Origin of the sequence: Pararhodobacter sp. CCB-MM2, assembly GCF_001691415.1 — a bacterium.
Taxonomy (GTDB): Bacteria; Pseudomonadota; Alphaproteobacteria; order Rhodobacterales; family Rhodobacteraceae; genus Pararhodobacter.
In genome coordinates this window covers 14647-30272 of sequence record NZ_LRRR01000004.1, presented here as the reverse complement: position 1 = coordinate 30272, position 15626 = coordinate 14647, and the positions used below count along the sequence as shown (strand labels likewise).

Sequence of the window (15626 nt, the reverse complement as noted above, 5' to 3'; positions counted from 1 at the left end):
GATGCGCGGCTTGCGTCACAAGACGATGACGCGGCCAGAGAAAACCGGGACCGCAGAGGCGGCTCCCCTGCGACAGGACTGACCATGACCGAGACTGTGATCCTTGCCAATGCCCAGCTGGTCCTGCCCGACCGGGTGACGCCCGGCACGCTGGTGATCGAGGGCGGCGTCATCCGCCAGATCGACGAGGGCGGCGCGGTGCCCGCCGGCGCCATCGACTGCGACGGCGATCTGGTGATGCCCGGCCTGATCGAGCTGCATACCGACAACTTGGAGCGCCACCTGACCCCCCGCCCCGGCGTCAGCTGGCCGCATGGGCAGGCGATCCTCGCGCATGATGCGGAACTCGCCTCGACCGGGATCACCACGGTGTTCGACGCCCTGCGCGTGGGCTCGCTGGTGACACGCGCGAAGGGCGCGGGCGAATATGCGCGGCAGATGGCTGATGAGATCTTGGAGGCACACAAAGCGGGTGTCTTGCGGATCTCGCACCGGATCCACCTGCGGGCCGAGGTCTGTTCCGAGACGCTGACGCGGGAGCTGGAGAAATTCGGCCCCGAGGACCGGGTGGGCATCGTCAGCCTGATGGATCATACGCCGGGCCAGCGGCAATTCGCGGATCTGGGGCAGCTGCGGACCTATATGCGCGGCAAGCATGGCCTCACCGAAGAGGAATTCCTCGCCCATGTCGAGGCGCAGACGGCCTTGGGGAACCGGGTCCGCGCGACGCATGAGGCCGCCGCCGTGGCCGCTGCCCGGCACTACGGCGCGACGCTGGCCAGCCATGACGACACCACGGCAGAGCATGTGGCTGCCTCGGCCGCGCATGGGGCGAAGATCGCCGAGTTCCCGACCACGCTGGAGGCCGCGACGGCCTGCGCCAAGGCGGGAATCGCGGTGATGATGGGGGCGCCGAACCTCGTGCGCGGGGGCTCGCATTCGGGCAACGTGGCGGCCGCCGATCTGGCGCGCGCCGGGGTGCTGGAGGTGCTGTCGTCGGACTACGTGCCCTCGTCCCTGCTGAACGCCGCGCTGATGCTGGGGGATCTGTGGGACGACATGGCCCGCGGCATCGCCACCGTGACCGCCGCACCGGCACGGGCGACGGGGCTGGCCGACCGCGGGATGCTGGCCGAGGGGCTGCGGGCCGATGTGATCCGCGTGCGCCGCTTCGGCAATGCGGGATCGCTGCGCGGCACCTGGGTGGCCGGCAAACGTGTGGGCTAAGACTGGAAGATGGTCGGGGCGATAGGATTCGAACCTACGACCTACGGTACCCAAAACCGTCGCGCTACCAAGCTGCGCCACGCCCCGACTGAGCGCGTCTTAGACCACGCCGCGCGGATGGGAAAGAGCCAAACGGCGTGCGACAAACAGAAGGCCCCGCCGAGGAACCGGCGGGGCCTTGAGCTATTCCGAAATCGGATGGCGCGTCGCGCTTACTCGCAGGGCCAGGCAGCACCGTCCTGCGCAAGAACCGGGTGACGCAGCTCGGCGCCCGCTTCGATGCCCAGACGCTCGGCCATGCCGCCGTTGATCTCCAGCACGTAGGTGATGCCTTCGCCGCCGTCGATCGGCGTGCGGTCCATCGGCACGGCGTTCGAATGCACGCGCTGCACCACACCCGCGGCGTCGATGAACAGCATGTCGAGGGGAATCAGCGTGTTCTCCATCCAGAACACCGCGCGTTGCGGGCGCTCGAAGACAAAGAGCATGCCGTTGAAGCGCGGCATGGAGGGGACATGCATGAGGCCTTGGGCGCGTTCCGCGTCGGTATCGGCAATGTCCACGGTAAAGGCGGCGGAACCGAAATCGCCGCGCAATTGCACGCGGCTGTCGCTGCATTCCGACGCTTGCGCCGGGCCGGCCATTGCCAGTCCCAGCACCATGATCATCGCCAGCACGACGCCGGCAAACGCGTTACGCCCCATCAATCCTCACTCCTTGTGCAGCGCCGTTTCCCACGACGAGATGGACACCGCCATGCGGCCCCGCTCGCCATCGACGATGCGCAGACCCACAGCCTCACCGGGTTGTAGCTCGGCAAAGCCGGATTTGCGCAGCACTTCCATGTGAATGAAGACATCTTCGGGACGGCCGAACACATTCGCGAAGCCGAAGCCCTTGATCTTGTCGAACCACTTGATGCGCGCAGGCTCAAGCTCCAGCGACAGATCGACCGGCTCGTCGTCGGTCTCCTCGGGCTCGAAATCGTCGGGTGGCGTCACCTCGAAGACCTCGACCGCCTGCAGACCGCGTTGTGTCTGCTGCACGCTCACCACGATACCCGCCCGATCACAGATCGAGCTTTGACCGAAATTCCGCAGCGCATTCACATGCAGCAGGATATCCGGCCCGCCGGAATCGGCGACAATAAATCCGAAGCCTTTGCCCGGATCGAACCACTTGACGCTTCCACGGATGCGCGGAAGGCCTCGCTCTACTTCGACCATTCTAGTTCCCAACCAAACAACAACCAACCTGGCGCCAGCATCTTCGCATTTTGCAGGCTTTGCAAGGCCCGGTCGTTTCACGAAGCGTGAATTTCACGGATTGAGCCTCTCAACATCCCAGTTTTTTGCGCCATTCGAGCGCGTGAAGCGGAAACGGTCGTGCAGACGGAACGCGCCATCTGCCCAAAACTCAATTTCAACCGGAAGGAGACGAAAGCCACCCCAGAATTCCGGCCTCGGCGGGTTTGTGCCGAATTTTAGACTTTTCTTCGCGACCTCGGCCATCAGTGCCCCACGCGACGACAGAGGTTGCGACTGCTTTGACGCCCAGGCCCCCAGACGCGACTGTAGCGAACGCGAGGCGAAATAGGCGTCTGCCTGTGCCCCGTCCTCACGCGAGATGGTGCCGCGGACCCGGATCTGACGGCGCAGGGATTTCCAATGCATCACGAAAGCGGCCTTGCCGGCGCCCTCCAGCTCCTGCCCCTTGCGGCTGGTGTAATTGGTATAGAAGACGAAGGCGCCCTCCCCGGCACCGGCGCTTTCGATCTCCTTCAGCAGGACCATCCGCACATTCGGCAGACCGGCGTCATCAACCGTGGCGAGTGCGATGGCATTGGGATCGTTGGGCTCGGTGCCCTCGGCCTCGGCCAGCCATCGTTGCGCGATCAGAAACGGATCGTCTCCGGCAAAGATACCGCTGCGGGCGGCGTCCTGCATGTCCTCGGCCATTATCGGTCCCCGGAATAGTCATCTATCGGGCGCGACACTGGCAGGTTTCCCCTACGCCTTGCAAGAGCGCATACCCTTGATGCGACGAGACCTTTGTCCTAAAGCTGCACGTTACGTAAACCACGGATCCGGAGACCGCGATGTCAGCAGGACTTATGGCGGGCAAAAAGGGCCTCATCATGGGGCTCGCCAACGACAAATCCATTGCCTGGGGCATCGCGCAGGCGCTGGCCTCGCAAGGTGCCGAACTGGCCTTCAGCTATCAGGGCGAGGCCCTCAAGAAGCGCGTCGTCCCGCTGGCCGAGAGCCTGGGCACCCCGCGCCTCTTTGAATGCGACGTGGCCGACATGGCCTCGGTCGATGCGATGTTCGAAGCGCTGAAGGCCGAATGGCCCGAGATCGACTTCCTCGTCCATGCCATCGGCTTCTCGGACAAGAACGAGCTGCGCGGCCGTTACGTCGACACCTCGCATGCCAACTTCCTGATGACGATGGACATCTCGGTCTATTCGTTCACCGCCGTTGCCCAACGCGCCGCCGCGATGATGCCGAAGGGCGGCTCGCTCTTGACGCTGACCTATTACGGCGCCGAGCAGGTCATGCCGCATTACAACGTGATGGGCGTGGCCAAGGCGGCACTGGAAGCCTCGGTCAAATACATCGCCGAGGATCTGGGCAAGGACGGCATCCGCTGCAACGCCATCTCTGCCGGCCCGATCAAGACGCTCGCGGCCTCGGGCATCGGCGACTTCCGCTACATCATGAAGTGGAACGAGCTGAACTCGCCCCTGCGCCGCAACGTGACGCAGGAGGAGGTCGGCAAATCGGCGCTCTACCTGCTGTCGGACCTCGGCTCGGGCACCACGGGTGAGACGCTGCATGTCGACGCGGGCTACCATGTCGTCGGCATGAAAGCGGTCGACGCGCCGGACATCGACGTCGTCACGGGCCGCAAGGACACGTGACGTTACGCGCCGCCAAGCCTTCCGGGCTGGCAGACGCGAAAAACTCGGCTATAGCGGGGCGCATCGACGCCCCGCCTGTCATTTCCGGCGGCCCGCTCAGGGCCCGGCGTGCAGAACTTGGACCAAAGGAGACCGGCATGAACGATCGTCTGCCCCATGAGAAAGGTTTTCATGTCAGCTGGGACCAGCTGCACCGCGACGCCCGCGCGCTGGCCTGGCGTCTGCAGGGCCGTGGTCCGGATGACGGCAACTGGCGTGCTGTGGTCGCGATCACCCGCGGCGGCATGGCCCCGGCGATGATCGTCTCGCGCGAGCTGGACATCCGCACCGTCGATACGATCAGCGTGAAATCCTACCACGCCGGCGGCGGCAAAGCCGACCAGCGCCGCGAAGCGCAGGTCATCAAATCGCCCGACAAAGAGATGATGGGCGACGGCGAAGGCATCCTGATCGTCGACGACCTCGTCGATACCGGCAAGACGCTGGAGCTGGTGCGCTCGCTCTATCCCAAGGCCCACTTCGCCTGTGTCTATGCCAAGCCCGAAGGCGAGAAGCAGACCGACACCTTCATCACCGGGGTGAGCCAGGACACCTGGATCTTCTTCCCCTGGGACATGGCGCTGCAATACGTCGAGCCGTTCCGCGGCAAGGACTGAGCCCAATGCCCCCCGAACGACCCCGGCCCTCGCGCCGGGGTTTTTCATTGCCCGGACGCGGACTTGGCGCGATCATGGGGCCGGAGGTGCCCCATGTCTTTCCCCATCCTGACCTTTCACGGCGCCGCGCGCGGCGTCACCGGCTCCTGCTTCCGGCTGGAGACCGCGACCGGAACGCTGCTGATCGATTGCGGCATGTTTCAGGGCTCGAAGACCGAAAAGGCGCTGAACTACCGCCCCCTGCCCTTCGACCCCGCCAAGATCGACGCGGCGCTGCTGACCCATGCCCATATCGACCACTCGGGCCTGCTGCCGAAGCTGGTGCATGACGGCTTCGCGGGGCCGATTCACGCGACCCGTGCGACGGTGGATCTGTGCGGCGTCATGCTGCCCGACTCGGCGCATATTCAGGCACTGGAGGTGCAGCAGCTGAACCGCCGCCGCGCCCGTTGGAACTCACAGGCCGTCGAGCCGATTTACGATGGCGCCGATGTTGACCGCACGATGGCGCAATTCCGGGGCCAAGATTACGGCGAGTGGGTGCAGGTCCTGCCCGGCACCCGGGCACGGTTCTGGAACGCCGGGCATATGCTCGGCTCCTCCTCGATCGAGCTGGAGGTGATGATCCCCGGCCATCGCGAGCCGATGAGCCTCTTGTTCTCGGGCGACCTCGGCCCCGCCTTCAAGCTGCTGCATCCGGACCCTGAGGGCCCGTCGGGCGTCGATTTTGTCATCTGCGAAAGCACCTATGGCGGCACCGACCGCTTCTCGGCCTCGGACGAGGTGCGGCGCAAGTTGCTGACCGAGGAGGTGCGCGCCGCGATCAACCCCGCGGGGGCCCTGCTGATCCCCTCCTTCGCTGTCGAGCGCGCGCAGGAGCTGATCGCGGATCTGACGCAATCCATGGCGGAGGGCCTGCTGCCCGAGATCCCGATCTACGTCGACAGCCCCCTCGCCGCCCGCGCGACCGAGGTCTTCCACCGCCACCGCCGCACGCTGGAGCATGGCAACGCACTGGCCAAGGGGCTGCATGCGCCGAACCTGCATTTCACTCAGGATGTCGAGGAGTCAAAGCGGCTCGACGATGTGCAGGGCTTCCACATCGTCATCGCCGCCTCGGGCATGTGCGAGGCCGGGCGCATCCGCCACCGGCTGAAACGTTGGCTCTGGTCCGAGGCGGCGACGGTGATGATGGCGGGCTATCAGGCGAAGGGGACGCTGGGCCGCCTGTTGCTGGACGGCGCCAAATCCGTGCGCATCCAAGGCGAGGCACTGGAGGTTCGCGCCCGCATCCGCGCGATCGACCTCTATTCCGGCCATGCCGACGGCCCCGAACTACAAGCCTGGCTCGCCGCCCGCGCCCCCATTCGCCACGGCCTGTTCCTGACCCACGGCGAACCGCCCGCCATGGACACACTCGCCGAGGCTGAAAGCGCCGCGCTGACCGTCCCGGTCATCCGCCCTTCGCTGGATCAAGGCTGGCGCCTGACCCCGGCGGGTCCGCAAGCCTTGCCGCAGGACGCCAGCACCCCGCCCCCCCGCATCCGCCCTGAAGCCGTGGCCAATCTCGACTGGCACAATGACGTCTCGAAACTGTTCCTCGACCTCAACGAGGCCCTGACAGACGCCGGCGACGAGAAGGCACGCAACGTCCTGATCCGCAAACTCCGCAGCGCCCTCGGCGAGTGGTCCGAAGACCATCCCCACTGACGGGCGCATCTTTACTCCGGAAATATCCTCGGGGGGTGAATTTGCGCATGCAAAGAGGGGGGCAGACAGCCCCCCTTCTCAACATCGTCCACAAAGATCGCCGTCAGATCAGCGACGACGGTCGCGACGGGCCTGCATTGGCTGGAACGCCACCGAGACATGCGCCTCGCAATAGGGCTTGCCCGCGACTGAGGGCAGACCGCAGAACCAGAAATCATCCGTCGCCGGATCGCCGATCGGCCATTTGCAGGTGCGCTCGGTCAGCTCCATCAGCGACAGCTTGCGGGCGGTTTTCTCCACCTCGCGCACTGTCGCCAGAGCCTCGGGCGAGATCTCGTTGGCCGAGGGCTGCGGCGGCAGCGGCTGGCCGGCGGGCACGATCGGGCGGCGGCCCGGGATCACGGCCGGGGTGGCCGATTGCGTGGCGGGCTGCGGCGTCGGGGCCGCCGGGGCCGGCTGCGGCGCGGCGGCCGCGGCAGGGCGTGCGGCGGGGGCAGGCTCCGGCGCGGGCTGCGGGGCCGGCGCAGGCTCGGGCTGCTTGGCCGCTGGTGCGGCGGGCGCCGGGCTGGCGGCCGGGGCGGCGGGCTCCGGGCTCGCCGGGGCTTCGGCCGCGCTGCCGTCGGCATTCCGGCTGGACAGGCCCAGGCGATGCACCTTGCCGATCACGGCATTGCGCGTCACCGAGCCCAGTTCCTTGGCGATCTGAGAGGCGGACTTCCCCTCGGCCCACATCTTCTTGAGCAATTCGACGCGTTCGTCGGTCCAGGACATTCGTGGCGCTCCGCAAGAAATTGGTTGGCACAGGGCGGGGTTCTTGGCCCCGGGGGCTGGCCGTCTTTCGCCCCTATTCTATCTGTGAGCAGGTGAGATACAAGGAGGCGCCGCCGGGGACAACCCCTGCCCCCTGCGCGCTGCCGCAAAACCCGTATCCGACGCTGCAAAAGACGACCAGGAGCCCCCCCAATGAGCCAATCCAACCCTGCCGCGCCCGCCGCGGCCCGCATCACCGCACTTCGGGCGATGGGCGCGCGCCGTTTCGGACGCAACAACTGGCGCGGCACCTGGACGCTGGCGCAGCGTGAGACCAAGCGCTTCCTCGCCGTCTGGCAGCAGACACTGGCGGCGCCCTTGGTGACGGCCGGGCTGTTCCTCGGGATCTTTTCGCTGGCGATGGCGGGCCGCCCGCCGGTGATGGGCGTGCCCTTCCTGCATTTCCTCGTGCCCGGCATCCTGATGATGTCGGTGATCCAGAACGCCTTTGCCAATACCTCGTCCTCGATCGTGGGTGCGAAGGTGATGGGCAATATCGTCGATACGCTGATGCCGCCGCTGTCGCCCTCCGAGCTGGTGATGGGCTATCTGGCCGGCGGTGTGGCGCGCGGGTTGATGGTCTCGGTGGTGATCGTGCTGGCGGTCGGGCTGACGCTGGGTGTCTGGCCCAGCCATCCGCTGTGGCTGGTGCTGATCGCGGTGACCGGGGCCACGCTGCTGGGCGCGCTGGGGATCGTCGCCGGCATTCTGGCGGCCAAGTTCGATCAGATCGCCGCCGTCACCAACTTCGTGGTGACGCCCCTGTCCTTCCTGTCGGGCACCTTCTACTCGACGGAGGCCATGCCCCCGGTGATGGCCGCCTTGAGCCACCTGAACCCGTTCTTTTACCTGATCGACGGGGCGCGCTTCGCCTATCTGGGCGTGTCCGACAGCAACCCCTGGCTGGGCCTCGCCGTGACCGCTGGCTCGGCGCTGGCGCTGGCGCTGCTGTCCTGGACCTGGTTCGCGCGCGGCTTCCGCCTGAAGCCGTAAGGCGCGGCGCTGTGACATATCGCTGCATTCCCTAGACCCGTCGCTTTCGCGGCTGATATACCGGGGCAGGAAGCCAAGGCGGGGCCGGCGTGCCCCGCGAAGCCGGAGGAATGTCGCCGATGAAAACCCTGATCCTGTCCGCCGCCGCCCTGCTGTCGCTGAGCGCCACCGCCGCCCTCGCCGAGGGCGATGCCGAGGCTGGCGAGGCCGCTTGGCGCGGCTGCCGCAGCTGCCATTCGATTGTTGCCGATGACGGCACCACCATCCAGCGCGGCGGCCGTACCGGCCCGAACCTGTATGGCGTGGCCGGCCGTCACCCCGGCTCGGTCGAGGGCTTCAACTACAGCGAGTTGATGACCTCGATGGCCGCCGCCAATCCGGACATGGTCTGGAACGAAGAGCTGTTCGTCGAATATGTCGCCAACCCGGTCGAGTTCCTTGGCCACCACGGCGGTGAAGGCGCGCGCCGCGGCACCATGTCCTTCCGCCTGAACAGCGGCGCCGAGGATATGTGGGCCTATCTGGTCAGCGTCGGCCCGGCCGAGGAAGCCGCCTCGGAATAAGGCTCTCTTCGACCACAAACAGATGCCCCGCCTCTTCCGGCGGGGCGTTTTCGTTCCGGCGCTTTCCCGGCCGTCAGAGGCCCGGATCGCGCAGCCCGTGGTGCCTCAGCGCCGCCATCCGCGCGAATTTCAGCGTCATTGCCTTGCGGCGCGCCCCGGCCAGCGGAGTATCGGGCGCCATCCGCACGATCTCGCCGCCGTAACCATCGGCGAGGATCAGCCCTGCACCGGGGCCTTCCTCCAGCGGCAGGATCTCGGTCGGGAAATCGGGCGGTACGGCCCAGAAGAACCGGTCGCACCATTCCAGATAGCCCTGCCATTTCCGGTCCGAGGTGTAATCCACCCGGCTGGATTTGCATTCCACGACCCAGATCTCGCCCTTGGGCCCCAACCCCATGACATCGACGCGCAGGCCCGGCTTCGGCACCACCTCCTCAAGGCAGGCGAAATCATGGCTGCGCAACAGGCGCGACACACCGCGCGCGATCCGTTGTCCGGGCATAAGGAGGTCGTCAGGCATGGACGCGAGAATAAACCATGAACATGCGCCACGCCAGTCTTTTGCATCCTCCGGTGTCAGGGGGCCTTGATGGCGGCGGCCTGCGGCCCTAGATCTGGAACAGGCGGGTTCTGCTCTTCTCGAGGACGGCACTTTTCCAGTGGCCGATAAGCATTTCCTTGGGGGCTGGCTCTGCCGGGATCCTGGTCCCGGTATCTGGCGCCCACCTGATTCGTCAGGCTCTCGGGAAATTTCAGCCTGATACGGTCGCTGCGGGCCCGCCACCCCTTCCCTTTTCGCCAAAGAAAAACCCGCCTCGGCGGGCGGGTTTCTGTCTATCCGGGCCGGTCGCGTGCGGGCCCGCGCTATCCGTTGGCGCTGTTATCGACGGCTGGCGTCAATGCGCACCGGCACCGGCTCGGCGAGGTACACGCGCTGGCGATGGCCGCCCCGGGGGCCTTGGTCATCCTTGTCCGCCATCCGCATGATGCTGATGGCGAACTGCACGCCCGCGAAGACCAGACCGTTGAAGAAGAACAGAAGGAAGGCGGCGATGTAGCCCCCCTCCGTCGACAGCATCAGGCTGCGCAGATGGGCCACGTCGAAGCCTAACAGCAGCGAGACGAACACAGCCGACAGCGCAAAGCCCACGCCGATCTGACGGATGTAGAGCTTCACCAGCTTGGGCAGGCCGGGTTCGGGATCGGGCATCATGGTCATGGCAATCCTCCTTGCCTTGAGGATACGCCTTGCCGGTGGAAATGCCAGAGTGACCCGGTGTCGCGCTCTCTGCCGGGGCGGGAAAGCGCGTATTTGAGGCAGAGTGAGAGATCAGCGCGCGCTTTCACCCGTCATCAGCCCCTCCAGCACACCCTGCGCGGCAATGGCGATCACCGCGAAGGCGATGCGGCGCAGCAGCGACTCGGTGTCTTGCGGGGCAGTTGGGCGGGCCTCCAGCTGATCGACGAGGGCGGCGAGGTCTTCACGGGCGGGCGCGGTGGCTGGCAGCTCCTCCAGCGCGGCGCGCGCGGCCTCTCGGGTCGCCTGCATCTGCGGCTGGAGCGCGACGAGTTCCGTCCGGAGCCCCTCGCGCAGGTCCGAGGCAAGGCCCCGCACCTGCCAGACCAGCACCACGGCCAGCAGCAGCACCAGCGCGGCCAGCATCAGCGTCGCGTTGAGCAGCGCCGCCCCGAGCTTGCGCAGGGCCGAGGGCTCAGACGACATTGGGCAGCGCCTCGCCGTCCTTGAAGGCCACGGCATTGGCGACGGCCATCAGGCCCATCTCGGTCCGGACCTCCAGCGCGGCAGTGCCGAGGTGCGGCAGCAGCGTGACATTGTCGAGTTTGCGCAGGGCCTCGGGCACCTTGGGCTCGAATTCATAGACATCGAGGCCGGCGCCGCCGATCTTGCCCGCCTGAAGCGCGGCGATCAGGGCGGCTTCCTCGACGATATCGCCGCGGGCGATGTTGATCAGATGCGCATGCGGCTGCATCGCGGCCAAGGCGGCGGCGTCAATCAGGTGGTGCGTCTGCGGCGAGGCGGGGACGGCGATGACCACGACATCCGAAAGGCCCATCAGCGCGTGCAGATCGGTGACCGGCTGCGCGCCCGGCAGGTCAGGCAAGTCCTTGGGCGAGCGGGTGAAATAGGCGATCTTCATGCCAAAGCCGTGCATCGCGCGCTTGGCAATCGCTTGCCCGATCCGGCCCATGCCCACGACGCCCAGCGTCTTGCCCGACAGGTGCAGGCCCAGCATCTGCGTCGGGTGCCAGCCCTGCCATTGGCCCGAGCGGACCAGCCGCTCGCCCTCGGCCGCGCGGCGGGCGGACATCAGCATCAGGGTCAGCGCGATATCGGCGGTCGCGTCGGTGACGGCGCCGGGGGTGTTGGTGACCTCGACCCCGGCGGCGCGAGCGGCGGCGACGTCGATATGGTTGTAGCCGACGCCGAAATTGGCCAGCAACTTGGCGCGGGGCTGCGGCACGGCCTCGAAGACCGGCGCCTTGAACAGGTCACCCAAGGTCGGCAACACCACGTCGTAATCGCTGAGCGCGGCGACCATCTCGTCGTGGCTGAGCGGCGCATTGCTGTCGCGGCAAGTGACGTCGAAGGCCGTCTCGGCGGCGGTCAGCACCGGGGCCGGCATCGGGCGGGAAATGAACAGTTTCATCAGCACATCCTCGCGCCGTTGGGGACATTGCGCTCGGGGCCGATCAGGACCACGGCATTGGCGTCGTCATGCAGGCCGAGCACCAGCACCTCGGACATGAAGGGACCGATCTGGCGCGGCGGGAAATTGACCACGCCCATGACTTGACGGCCCAACAGATCCTCCTTGCCGTAATGCACGGTGATCTGCGCGGAGGAGCGCTTCACGCCGATCTCAGGCCCGAAATCGACGGTGAGTTTCCACGCGGGTTTGCGGGCCTGAGGGAAATCCTCGACCTCAATAATCGTGCCGACGCGGATGTCGACGGCCATGAAATCATCGAAACTGATGGTCATTTGCCCAGCTCCTTCGAGCGGTCGGTGGCGGCGGCGACGGTGCGGCGCATGAGGGGCGGCAGGCCGCTCTCGGCATCCATCAACTGCGCGAGGCCGGCGGCGGTGGTGCCGCCCGGCGAGGTGACATTGACGCGCAGCTGCGCGGCGCTTTCAGGTGACTGATGCGCCAGCTCCCCGGCCCCGCAGACGGTCGCGCGGGCGAGCTTCATCGCCAGCTCGGGCGACAGGCCTTGCGCCTCACCGGCGGCGGCGAGTGCCTCGATCATGTGGAAGACATAGGCCGGACCCGAGCCGGAGACGCCGGTGACGGCATCCATCTGACCCTCATTCTCCAGCGTGACCACCTCGCCCACGGCGGCCATCAGGCTGCCGGCGAGGGCCTCATGCGCCTCGGTCGCATGGGCGTTGCCGATGAGCGCGCTGATCCCACGCGCCACGGCGGCGGGGGTATTGGGCATGACGCGGACGATGGGCGTGCCGGCGCCGAGGCTGTCCTCCAGCGTCTGCAGCGAGGTCCCGGCGGCGATCGAAATGAACAGCGTCTTGCCGCCGCCCAAAGCCTGCAGCGACGGCAGCGCCTCGCCCATCATCTGCGGCTTCACGGCCAGCAGCGCGACGGCGGGATCGGACGGGACGCCTTGGTTGATCGCAACGCCCGTGGCCTTCAGCCAATCGGAGGGCCGGGGCTCCAGCACATGCACCGAGGTGGCGGGCAGGCCCTGTTTCAGCCAGCCCTCCAGCAGCGCCGAGCCCATCTTGCCGCAGCCCAGAAGCACCAGGCCGCGCGCGGCGATATCATCCATGTTCATGCCAGAACCCCCATTGTTGTCCGCACCCTAGCGAGCGCGACCGGCAGGGGAAAGGGCCGTCAGGCCCGGCCGTAGGCTTTCGAGATCGCCAGCTTCAGCGCGTCCTCGGGCGCGCGGTCGGCCCAGGCCACAAGCTGGAACGCCGGGTAGAACCGCTCGCAGGCGCTGACCGCCGACTGGATCATCGCGTCGATCTGCTCGGTGGTGGCCGTCTGCCCGCCGGTGAGGGCCAGCCCATAGCGCCAGACCATCAGGTTCTGCGGACCCCAATGGGTGAAATTGCCCGACCAGACCATGTCATTGGCGAGGTTCAGCACCTCATAGAGCGCGGGCATGCGGTCGGCCGGCGGCTCCATCTCGAAGGTGCAGATCAGGCGGAGGGTCTCGTCGGGATGGGACCAGGCGAGGGTCAGCGAATAGCTGCGCCACTGGCCTTCGACTGCCATGGCGATCTGGTCGTCGCCGACGCGATCGAATTCCCAGGCGTGGTGTTCAGCCAGTGTTTCGACAATATCGATCGGATGGACTTCATCCGTCAAAAAATCGTGCTCGGACAGGGGCATGTCCTGGACTTTCCTGTTCTAGCCTCAACAGGCGCCGCGCCCACTATTGCTGTGGGTCTTGGCAATTTGCGGCGATCTGTGTCGCCTTTCTTACTAGATATGGTGGGCGAGTTGCGAAACCCTGTAAAGCTTAATTTCCTGTGGACAAGCGGCGATATGCCGAGGAATCCCGAAATAGTTGGGGATAACTCGGATCCCCCGCGAAGAGGCGCCGCATGCCCGCCGCGACGCCCCCGTTCCGGCCCTTACGCCGCCCGGCGCCGCAGCTTTCGGACCCTTGCGTTCATCCAATGACGGATCAGGTTGCGGTAGAGCCAACCGCGCAGGCGTCCGAAGGCCTGTTCATGGCGCGCGTAGAACGCATCCGGGCTGTCCCACAGCCCGAGGTCCGCGTTGATCCCGGTGCGCTGGATATAGGTGCTGGTGCCCTTCCAGGCGACCTCGGGCTGGCCGAGGCATTCCGTCCCCGCCCCGTAGCCACACAGGGCCCCGTCGCCGAATGTCGATTGCAGCGCCGAGAGATAGCGCGCGTCGAGGATGAAGCCCTCCAGATCCAGCCACGTGCCGTCGTGTTCCAGCTCGATCCAGGAATGCAGGATGTTGTCGGGGGCGATGGGGTAGACCAGCGGCGGGACCACGCCCTGTTGCAGCGATTTGTGGATGGTGAAGCCGTGCAGACGGCAGGGGATGTCCAAGGCGCGCAGCAAGGCCATCAGCAGGGTCGCCTTGGTGTTGCACTGGCCGATCCCGTCCGACAGAACCTCGGAGGCCGGGATCGCGTCGTCGCGGTTGTAGCCGAAGGCGATCTCGTCGCGCACGAAGGCATAGGCGGCGCCGATGCGGTCGTAGCGCGTGAGACCCGTCCAGCCGCGCCGGGCGATCAGCGCCGTGATCGACGGGTGGTCGAAATCCAGTAGGGGCGTGCGGGCCAGCAGCACGTCCGGTTGCGCTACGGTGGGGGCGAGGTCTTCCATGAGGCGTCTCCGATTGGGGCGCTCTTTGGATAAATCCTCCAGTCACTGGAGGATCAAGGACTTTCTGCAAGGTTTCGTGAGCCCGCTATCGCGCGGCGCAACCCAGGGCTAGGCTGAAGGCATCAACCACCGGAGTCGTCCGATGCGCCGCCCTGCCCTTCCTGCCATCATCCTGTGCCTCGTCGGCTTTGTGCCCCCGGCGGCGGCCGCCAGCTTCGACTGCGCGCAAACCGGCCTTGCCGCCGATGAACAGGCCATCTGCGACAGCCGCAGCCTCAACGACATGGATGTGGAAATGGCGACGATGTACCGCTTCCTGCGCGGGCTGTTCATGATGGGACGGCGTGGCGCGATGGCCGATGACCAACGCGCCTGGCTGTCAGAACGACAGGCTTGCGGTGCGGATGTCCCCTGCCTGACGGAAGCCTATCGCAGCCGGATCGAAGCCCTGCAGGCGGTCTATGACGGGATCGACCGGCCGCTATGAGCGACTGGCGCCGCTATTCGTGCCCGGCGGCAGCAGGACACGAACCCCTTGCTGCGCCGCCAGATCCGCCCATTCGGTGTCATAGCCCGCGTCCAGATCCTCAAGCCGACTGCGGATCCAGCCGGGTAATCGGGTGACCGGCTCGGGCGTGGCGACGGTGCCGTAGCGATGGGCGAAGGCCTCGGCGATGCGGCGCAGCTGCCCGGCATTGGCTGGCGGGGCCGAGGCCTCGGCCAGATAGCGCCGCATCCGTAGCCGTGCCTCGTGGCCAAGACCGGCCTGCGCGAAATCCAGAAGACCCTGCGGCGGCAGCGCGGCATTGGGGCCGAGGATCTCGGACAAGACCTGCGGCCAGACCGTGGGCAGATCCTCGTGCCGCCAGACCACCAGTTCGGCGCGGGGCAAATGACGGCGCAGGCTGCCGACCAGCCGCGACCAAGGCAGCGTGTCGTCGGGGATGAGGGGCAGGATCGCCTCGGCCGCGCCCGGCTCATCGGGCAAAAGTGCGGGTATCAACCCCCGCGCGGCGCGGAGGGACAACAACAGCCGCAGGCGGGTGCGCGGGAACAGCGCAGACAGGCCCTGCAGGCGCGGGACGACGCCGCGGCGGTAGAACCCCTCGTCCGAGAGGACATCGCTGACGCTGCCCAGAAGCCCCGGCGTGCTGACGCACATATGCCGCCGCTGCCCCGAGGCGCCGAGCCCGCGCAACAGCGCCTCCTCGCGGGCCAAGGGGTCGGCGTCGCGCTGCTGGTCCAGAACCTCGGACAGGCGGCCCAGAAACAGACGAGGCGCCGGAGCGACGATCCCGTCGGCCTCCAGCGCCCCGCGATTTCTGTCGATCCAGCCGGCGATCTGTCCCCCGTCGGTCCCATGGGCGCCGATATGGAGGACGAGCCGCATGGCC

General features: G+C 66.8%; 20 protein-coding genes and 1 tRNA gene. 7 read left to right on the top strand and 14 right to left on the bottom strand.

All coding sequences use genetic code 11. The annotated features are described in order from the left end of the window. Positions 1-84 precede the first annotated feature (84 nt). Entirely contained in the window at positions 85-1227 is a 1143-nt protein-coding gene (locus BCY78_RS06325) for an alpha-D-ribose 1-methylphosphonate 5-triphosphate diphosphatase (protein ID WP_068299439.1), read from the top strand. Positions 1228-1237: 10 nt separating this feature from the next. On the opposite strand, the gene BCY78_RS06320 is transcribed toward BCY78_RS06325, so the two are convergent. The 4 genes from BCY78_RS06320 to pdxH all read right to left on the bottom strand — a co-directional run bounded on the left by BCY78_RS06320 (position 1238) and on the right by pdxH (position 3185). Continuing rightward, positions 1238-1314, bottom strand: a tRNA-Pro gene (locus tag BCY78_RS06320). 125 nt (positions 1315-1439) lie between these two features. After that, the gene (locus BCY78_RS06315) at positions 1440-1931 is read right to left on the bottom strand and encodes a DUF192 domain-containing protein (RefSeq protein ID WP_225299042.1); all 492 of its coding nucleotides are present in this window, start codon (positions 1929-1931) and stop codon (positions 1440-1442) included. Between the two features lie 6 nt (positions 1932-1937). Further along, positions 1938-2453, bottom strand: coding sequence for a cold-shock protein (locus BCY78_RS06310; protein WP_068299436.1), 516 nt, complete (start codon positions 2451-2453; stop codon positions 1938-1940). Positions 2454-2546: 93 nt separating this feature from the next. Continuing rightward, positions 2547-3185 carry a pyridoxamine 5'-phosphate oxidase gene (gene pdxH / locus BCY78_RS06305; RefSeq protein ID WP_369808694.1) on the bottom strand — a complete coding sequence of 213 codons (639 nt, stop codon included), beginning with the start codon at positions 3183-3185 and terminating at the stop codon, positions 2547-2549. 140 nt (positions 3186-3325) lie between these two features. On the opposite strand from pdxH, the gene fabI reads away from it, so the two are divergent. The 3 genes from fabI (at position 3326) to BCY78_RS06290 (ending at position 6516) form a co-directional block, all read left to right on the top strand. Next, positions 3326-4150: an enoyl-ACP reductase FabI gene (gene fabI, locus BCY78_RS06300; RefSeq protein ID WP_068299435.1), complete on the top strand. Its 825-nt coding sequence runs from the start codon at positions 3326-3328 to the stop codon at positions 4148-4150. 137 nt (positions 4151-4287) lie between these two features. Next, complete coding sequence (gene gpt, locus BCY78_RS06295) at positions 4288-4806, top strand: xanthine phosphoribosyltransferase (RefSeq protein ID WP_068299433.1); 519 nt, start codon at positions 4288-4290, stop codon at positions 4804-4806. A 93-nt stretch (positions 4807-4899) separates the two neighbouring features. Beyond that, entirely contained in the window at positions 4900-6516 is a 1617-nt protein-coding gene (locus tag BCY78_RS06290; protein WP_068299431.1) for an MBL fold metallo-hydrolase RNA specificity domain-containing protein, read from the top strand. A 108-nt stretch (positions 6517-6624) separates the two neighbouring features. Here the strand turns inward: BCY78_RS06290 and BCY78_RS06285 are convergent, their stop codons facing one another. After that, positions 6625-7287 carry a GcrA family cell cycle regulator gene (locus BCY78_RS06285; RefSeq protein WP_068299429.1) on the bottom strand — a complete coding sequence of 221 codons (663 nt, stop codon included), beginning with the start codon at positions 7285-7287 and terminating at the stop codon, positions 6625-6627. A 192-nt stretch (positions 7288-7479) separates the two neighbouring features. On the opposite strand from BCY78_RS06285, the gene BCY78_RS06280 reads away from it, so the two are divergent. After that, the gene (locus BCY78_RS06280; RefSeq protein WP_083194853.1) at positions 7480-8319 is read left to right on the top strand and encodes an ABC transporter permease; all 840 of its coding nucleotides are present in this window, start codon (positions 7480-7482) and stop codon (positions 8317-8319) included. A 119-nt stretch (positions 8320-8438) separates the two neighbouring features. Beyond that, positions 8439-8882 (top strand): cytochrome c family protein, encoded by a 444-nt coding sequence (locus tag BCY78_RS06275; RefSeq protein WP_068299930.1) that lies wholly within the window; start codon positions 8439-8441, stop codon positions 8880-8882. Positions 8883-8955: 73 nt separating this feature from the next. Here the strand turns inward: BCY78_RS06275 and BCY78_RS06270 are convergent, their stop codons facing one another. From BCY78_RS06270 to BCY78_RS06235, 8 genes are all read right to left on the bottom strand, one after another. Continuing rightward, positions 8956-9402: an MmcB family DNA repair protein gene (locus BCY78_RS06270; RefSeq protein WP_068299426.1), complete on the bottom strand. Its 447-nt coding sequence runs from the start codon at positions 9400-9402 to the stop codon at positions 8956-8958. Between the two features lie 360 nt (positions 9403-9762). Then, a complete protein-coding gene (locus tag BCY78_RS06265; protein ID WP_369808693.1) occupies positions 9763-10101 on the bottom strand; it encodes a hypothetical protein in 339 nt (112 codons plus the stop codon). A gap of 111 nt (positions 10102-10212) precedes the next feature. After that, entirely contained in the window at positions 10213-10605 is a 393-nt protein-coding gene (locus BCY78_RS06260; protein ID WP_068299423.1) for a hypothetical protein, read from the bottom strand. Further along, positions 10595-11551 (bottom strand): D-glycerate dehydrogenase, encoded by a 957-nt coding sequence (locus BCY78_RS06255; protein WP_068299421.1) that lies wholly within the window; start codon positions 11549-11551, stop codon positions 10595-10597. Before BCY78_RS06255 ends, BCY78_RS06260 begins: the two co-directional genes overlap by 11 nt. Further along, positions 11551-11886, bottom strand: a complete 336-nt coding sequence (locus tag BCY78_RS06250) for a tRNA-binding protein (protein WP_068299420.1) — start codon at positions 11884-11886, stop codon at positions 11551-11553. The genes BCY78_RS06255 and BCY78_RS06250 overlap by 1 nt, the downstream gene beginning before the upstream one ends. Then, on the bottom strand, positions 11883-12695 hold the full coding sequence (gene proC, locus BCY78_RS06245; protein ID WP_068299419.1) for a pyrroline-5-carboxylate reductase: 813 nt from the start codon (positions 12693-12695) through the stop codon (positions 11883-11885). The genes BCY78_RS06250 and proC overlap by 4 nt, the downstream gene beginning before the upstream one ends. A gap of 59 nt (positions 12696-12754) precedes the next feature. Further along, positions 12755-13258: a YbjN domain-containing protein gene (locus BCY78_RS06240; RefSeq protein WP_068299416.1), complete on the bottom strand. Its 504-nt coding sequence runs from the start codon at positions 13256-13258 to the stop codon at positions 12755-12757. Between the two features lie 245 nt (positions 13259-13503). Further along, positions 13504-14232, bottom strand: a complete 729-nt coding sequence (locus tag BCY78_RS06235; protein ID WP_068299413.1) for a transglutaminase family protein — start codon at positions 14230-14232, stop codon at positions 13504-13506. Between the two features lie 142 nt (positions 14233-14374). Between BCY78_RS06235 and BCY78_RS06230 the strand changes: the two genes are divergently transcribed. Next, the gene (locus tag BCY78_RS06230; RefSeq protein WP_068299412.1) at positions 14375-14719 is read left to right on the top strand and encodes a lysozyme inhibitor LprI family protein; all 345 of its coding nucleotides are present in this window, start codon (positions 14375-14377) and stop codon (positions 14717-14719) included. Here BCY78_RS06230 and BCY78_RS06225 read toward each other — a convergent pair. After that, positions 14714-15622, bottom strand: coding sequence for a hypothetical protein (locus BCY78_RS06225; RefSeq protein WP_068299411.1), 909 nt, complete (start codon positions 15620-15622; stop codon positions 14714-14716). The genes BCY78_RS06230 and BCY78_RS06225 overlap by 6 nt on opposite strands. Positions 15623-15626 lie beyond the last annotated feature (4 nt).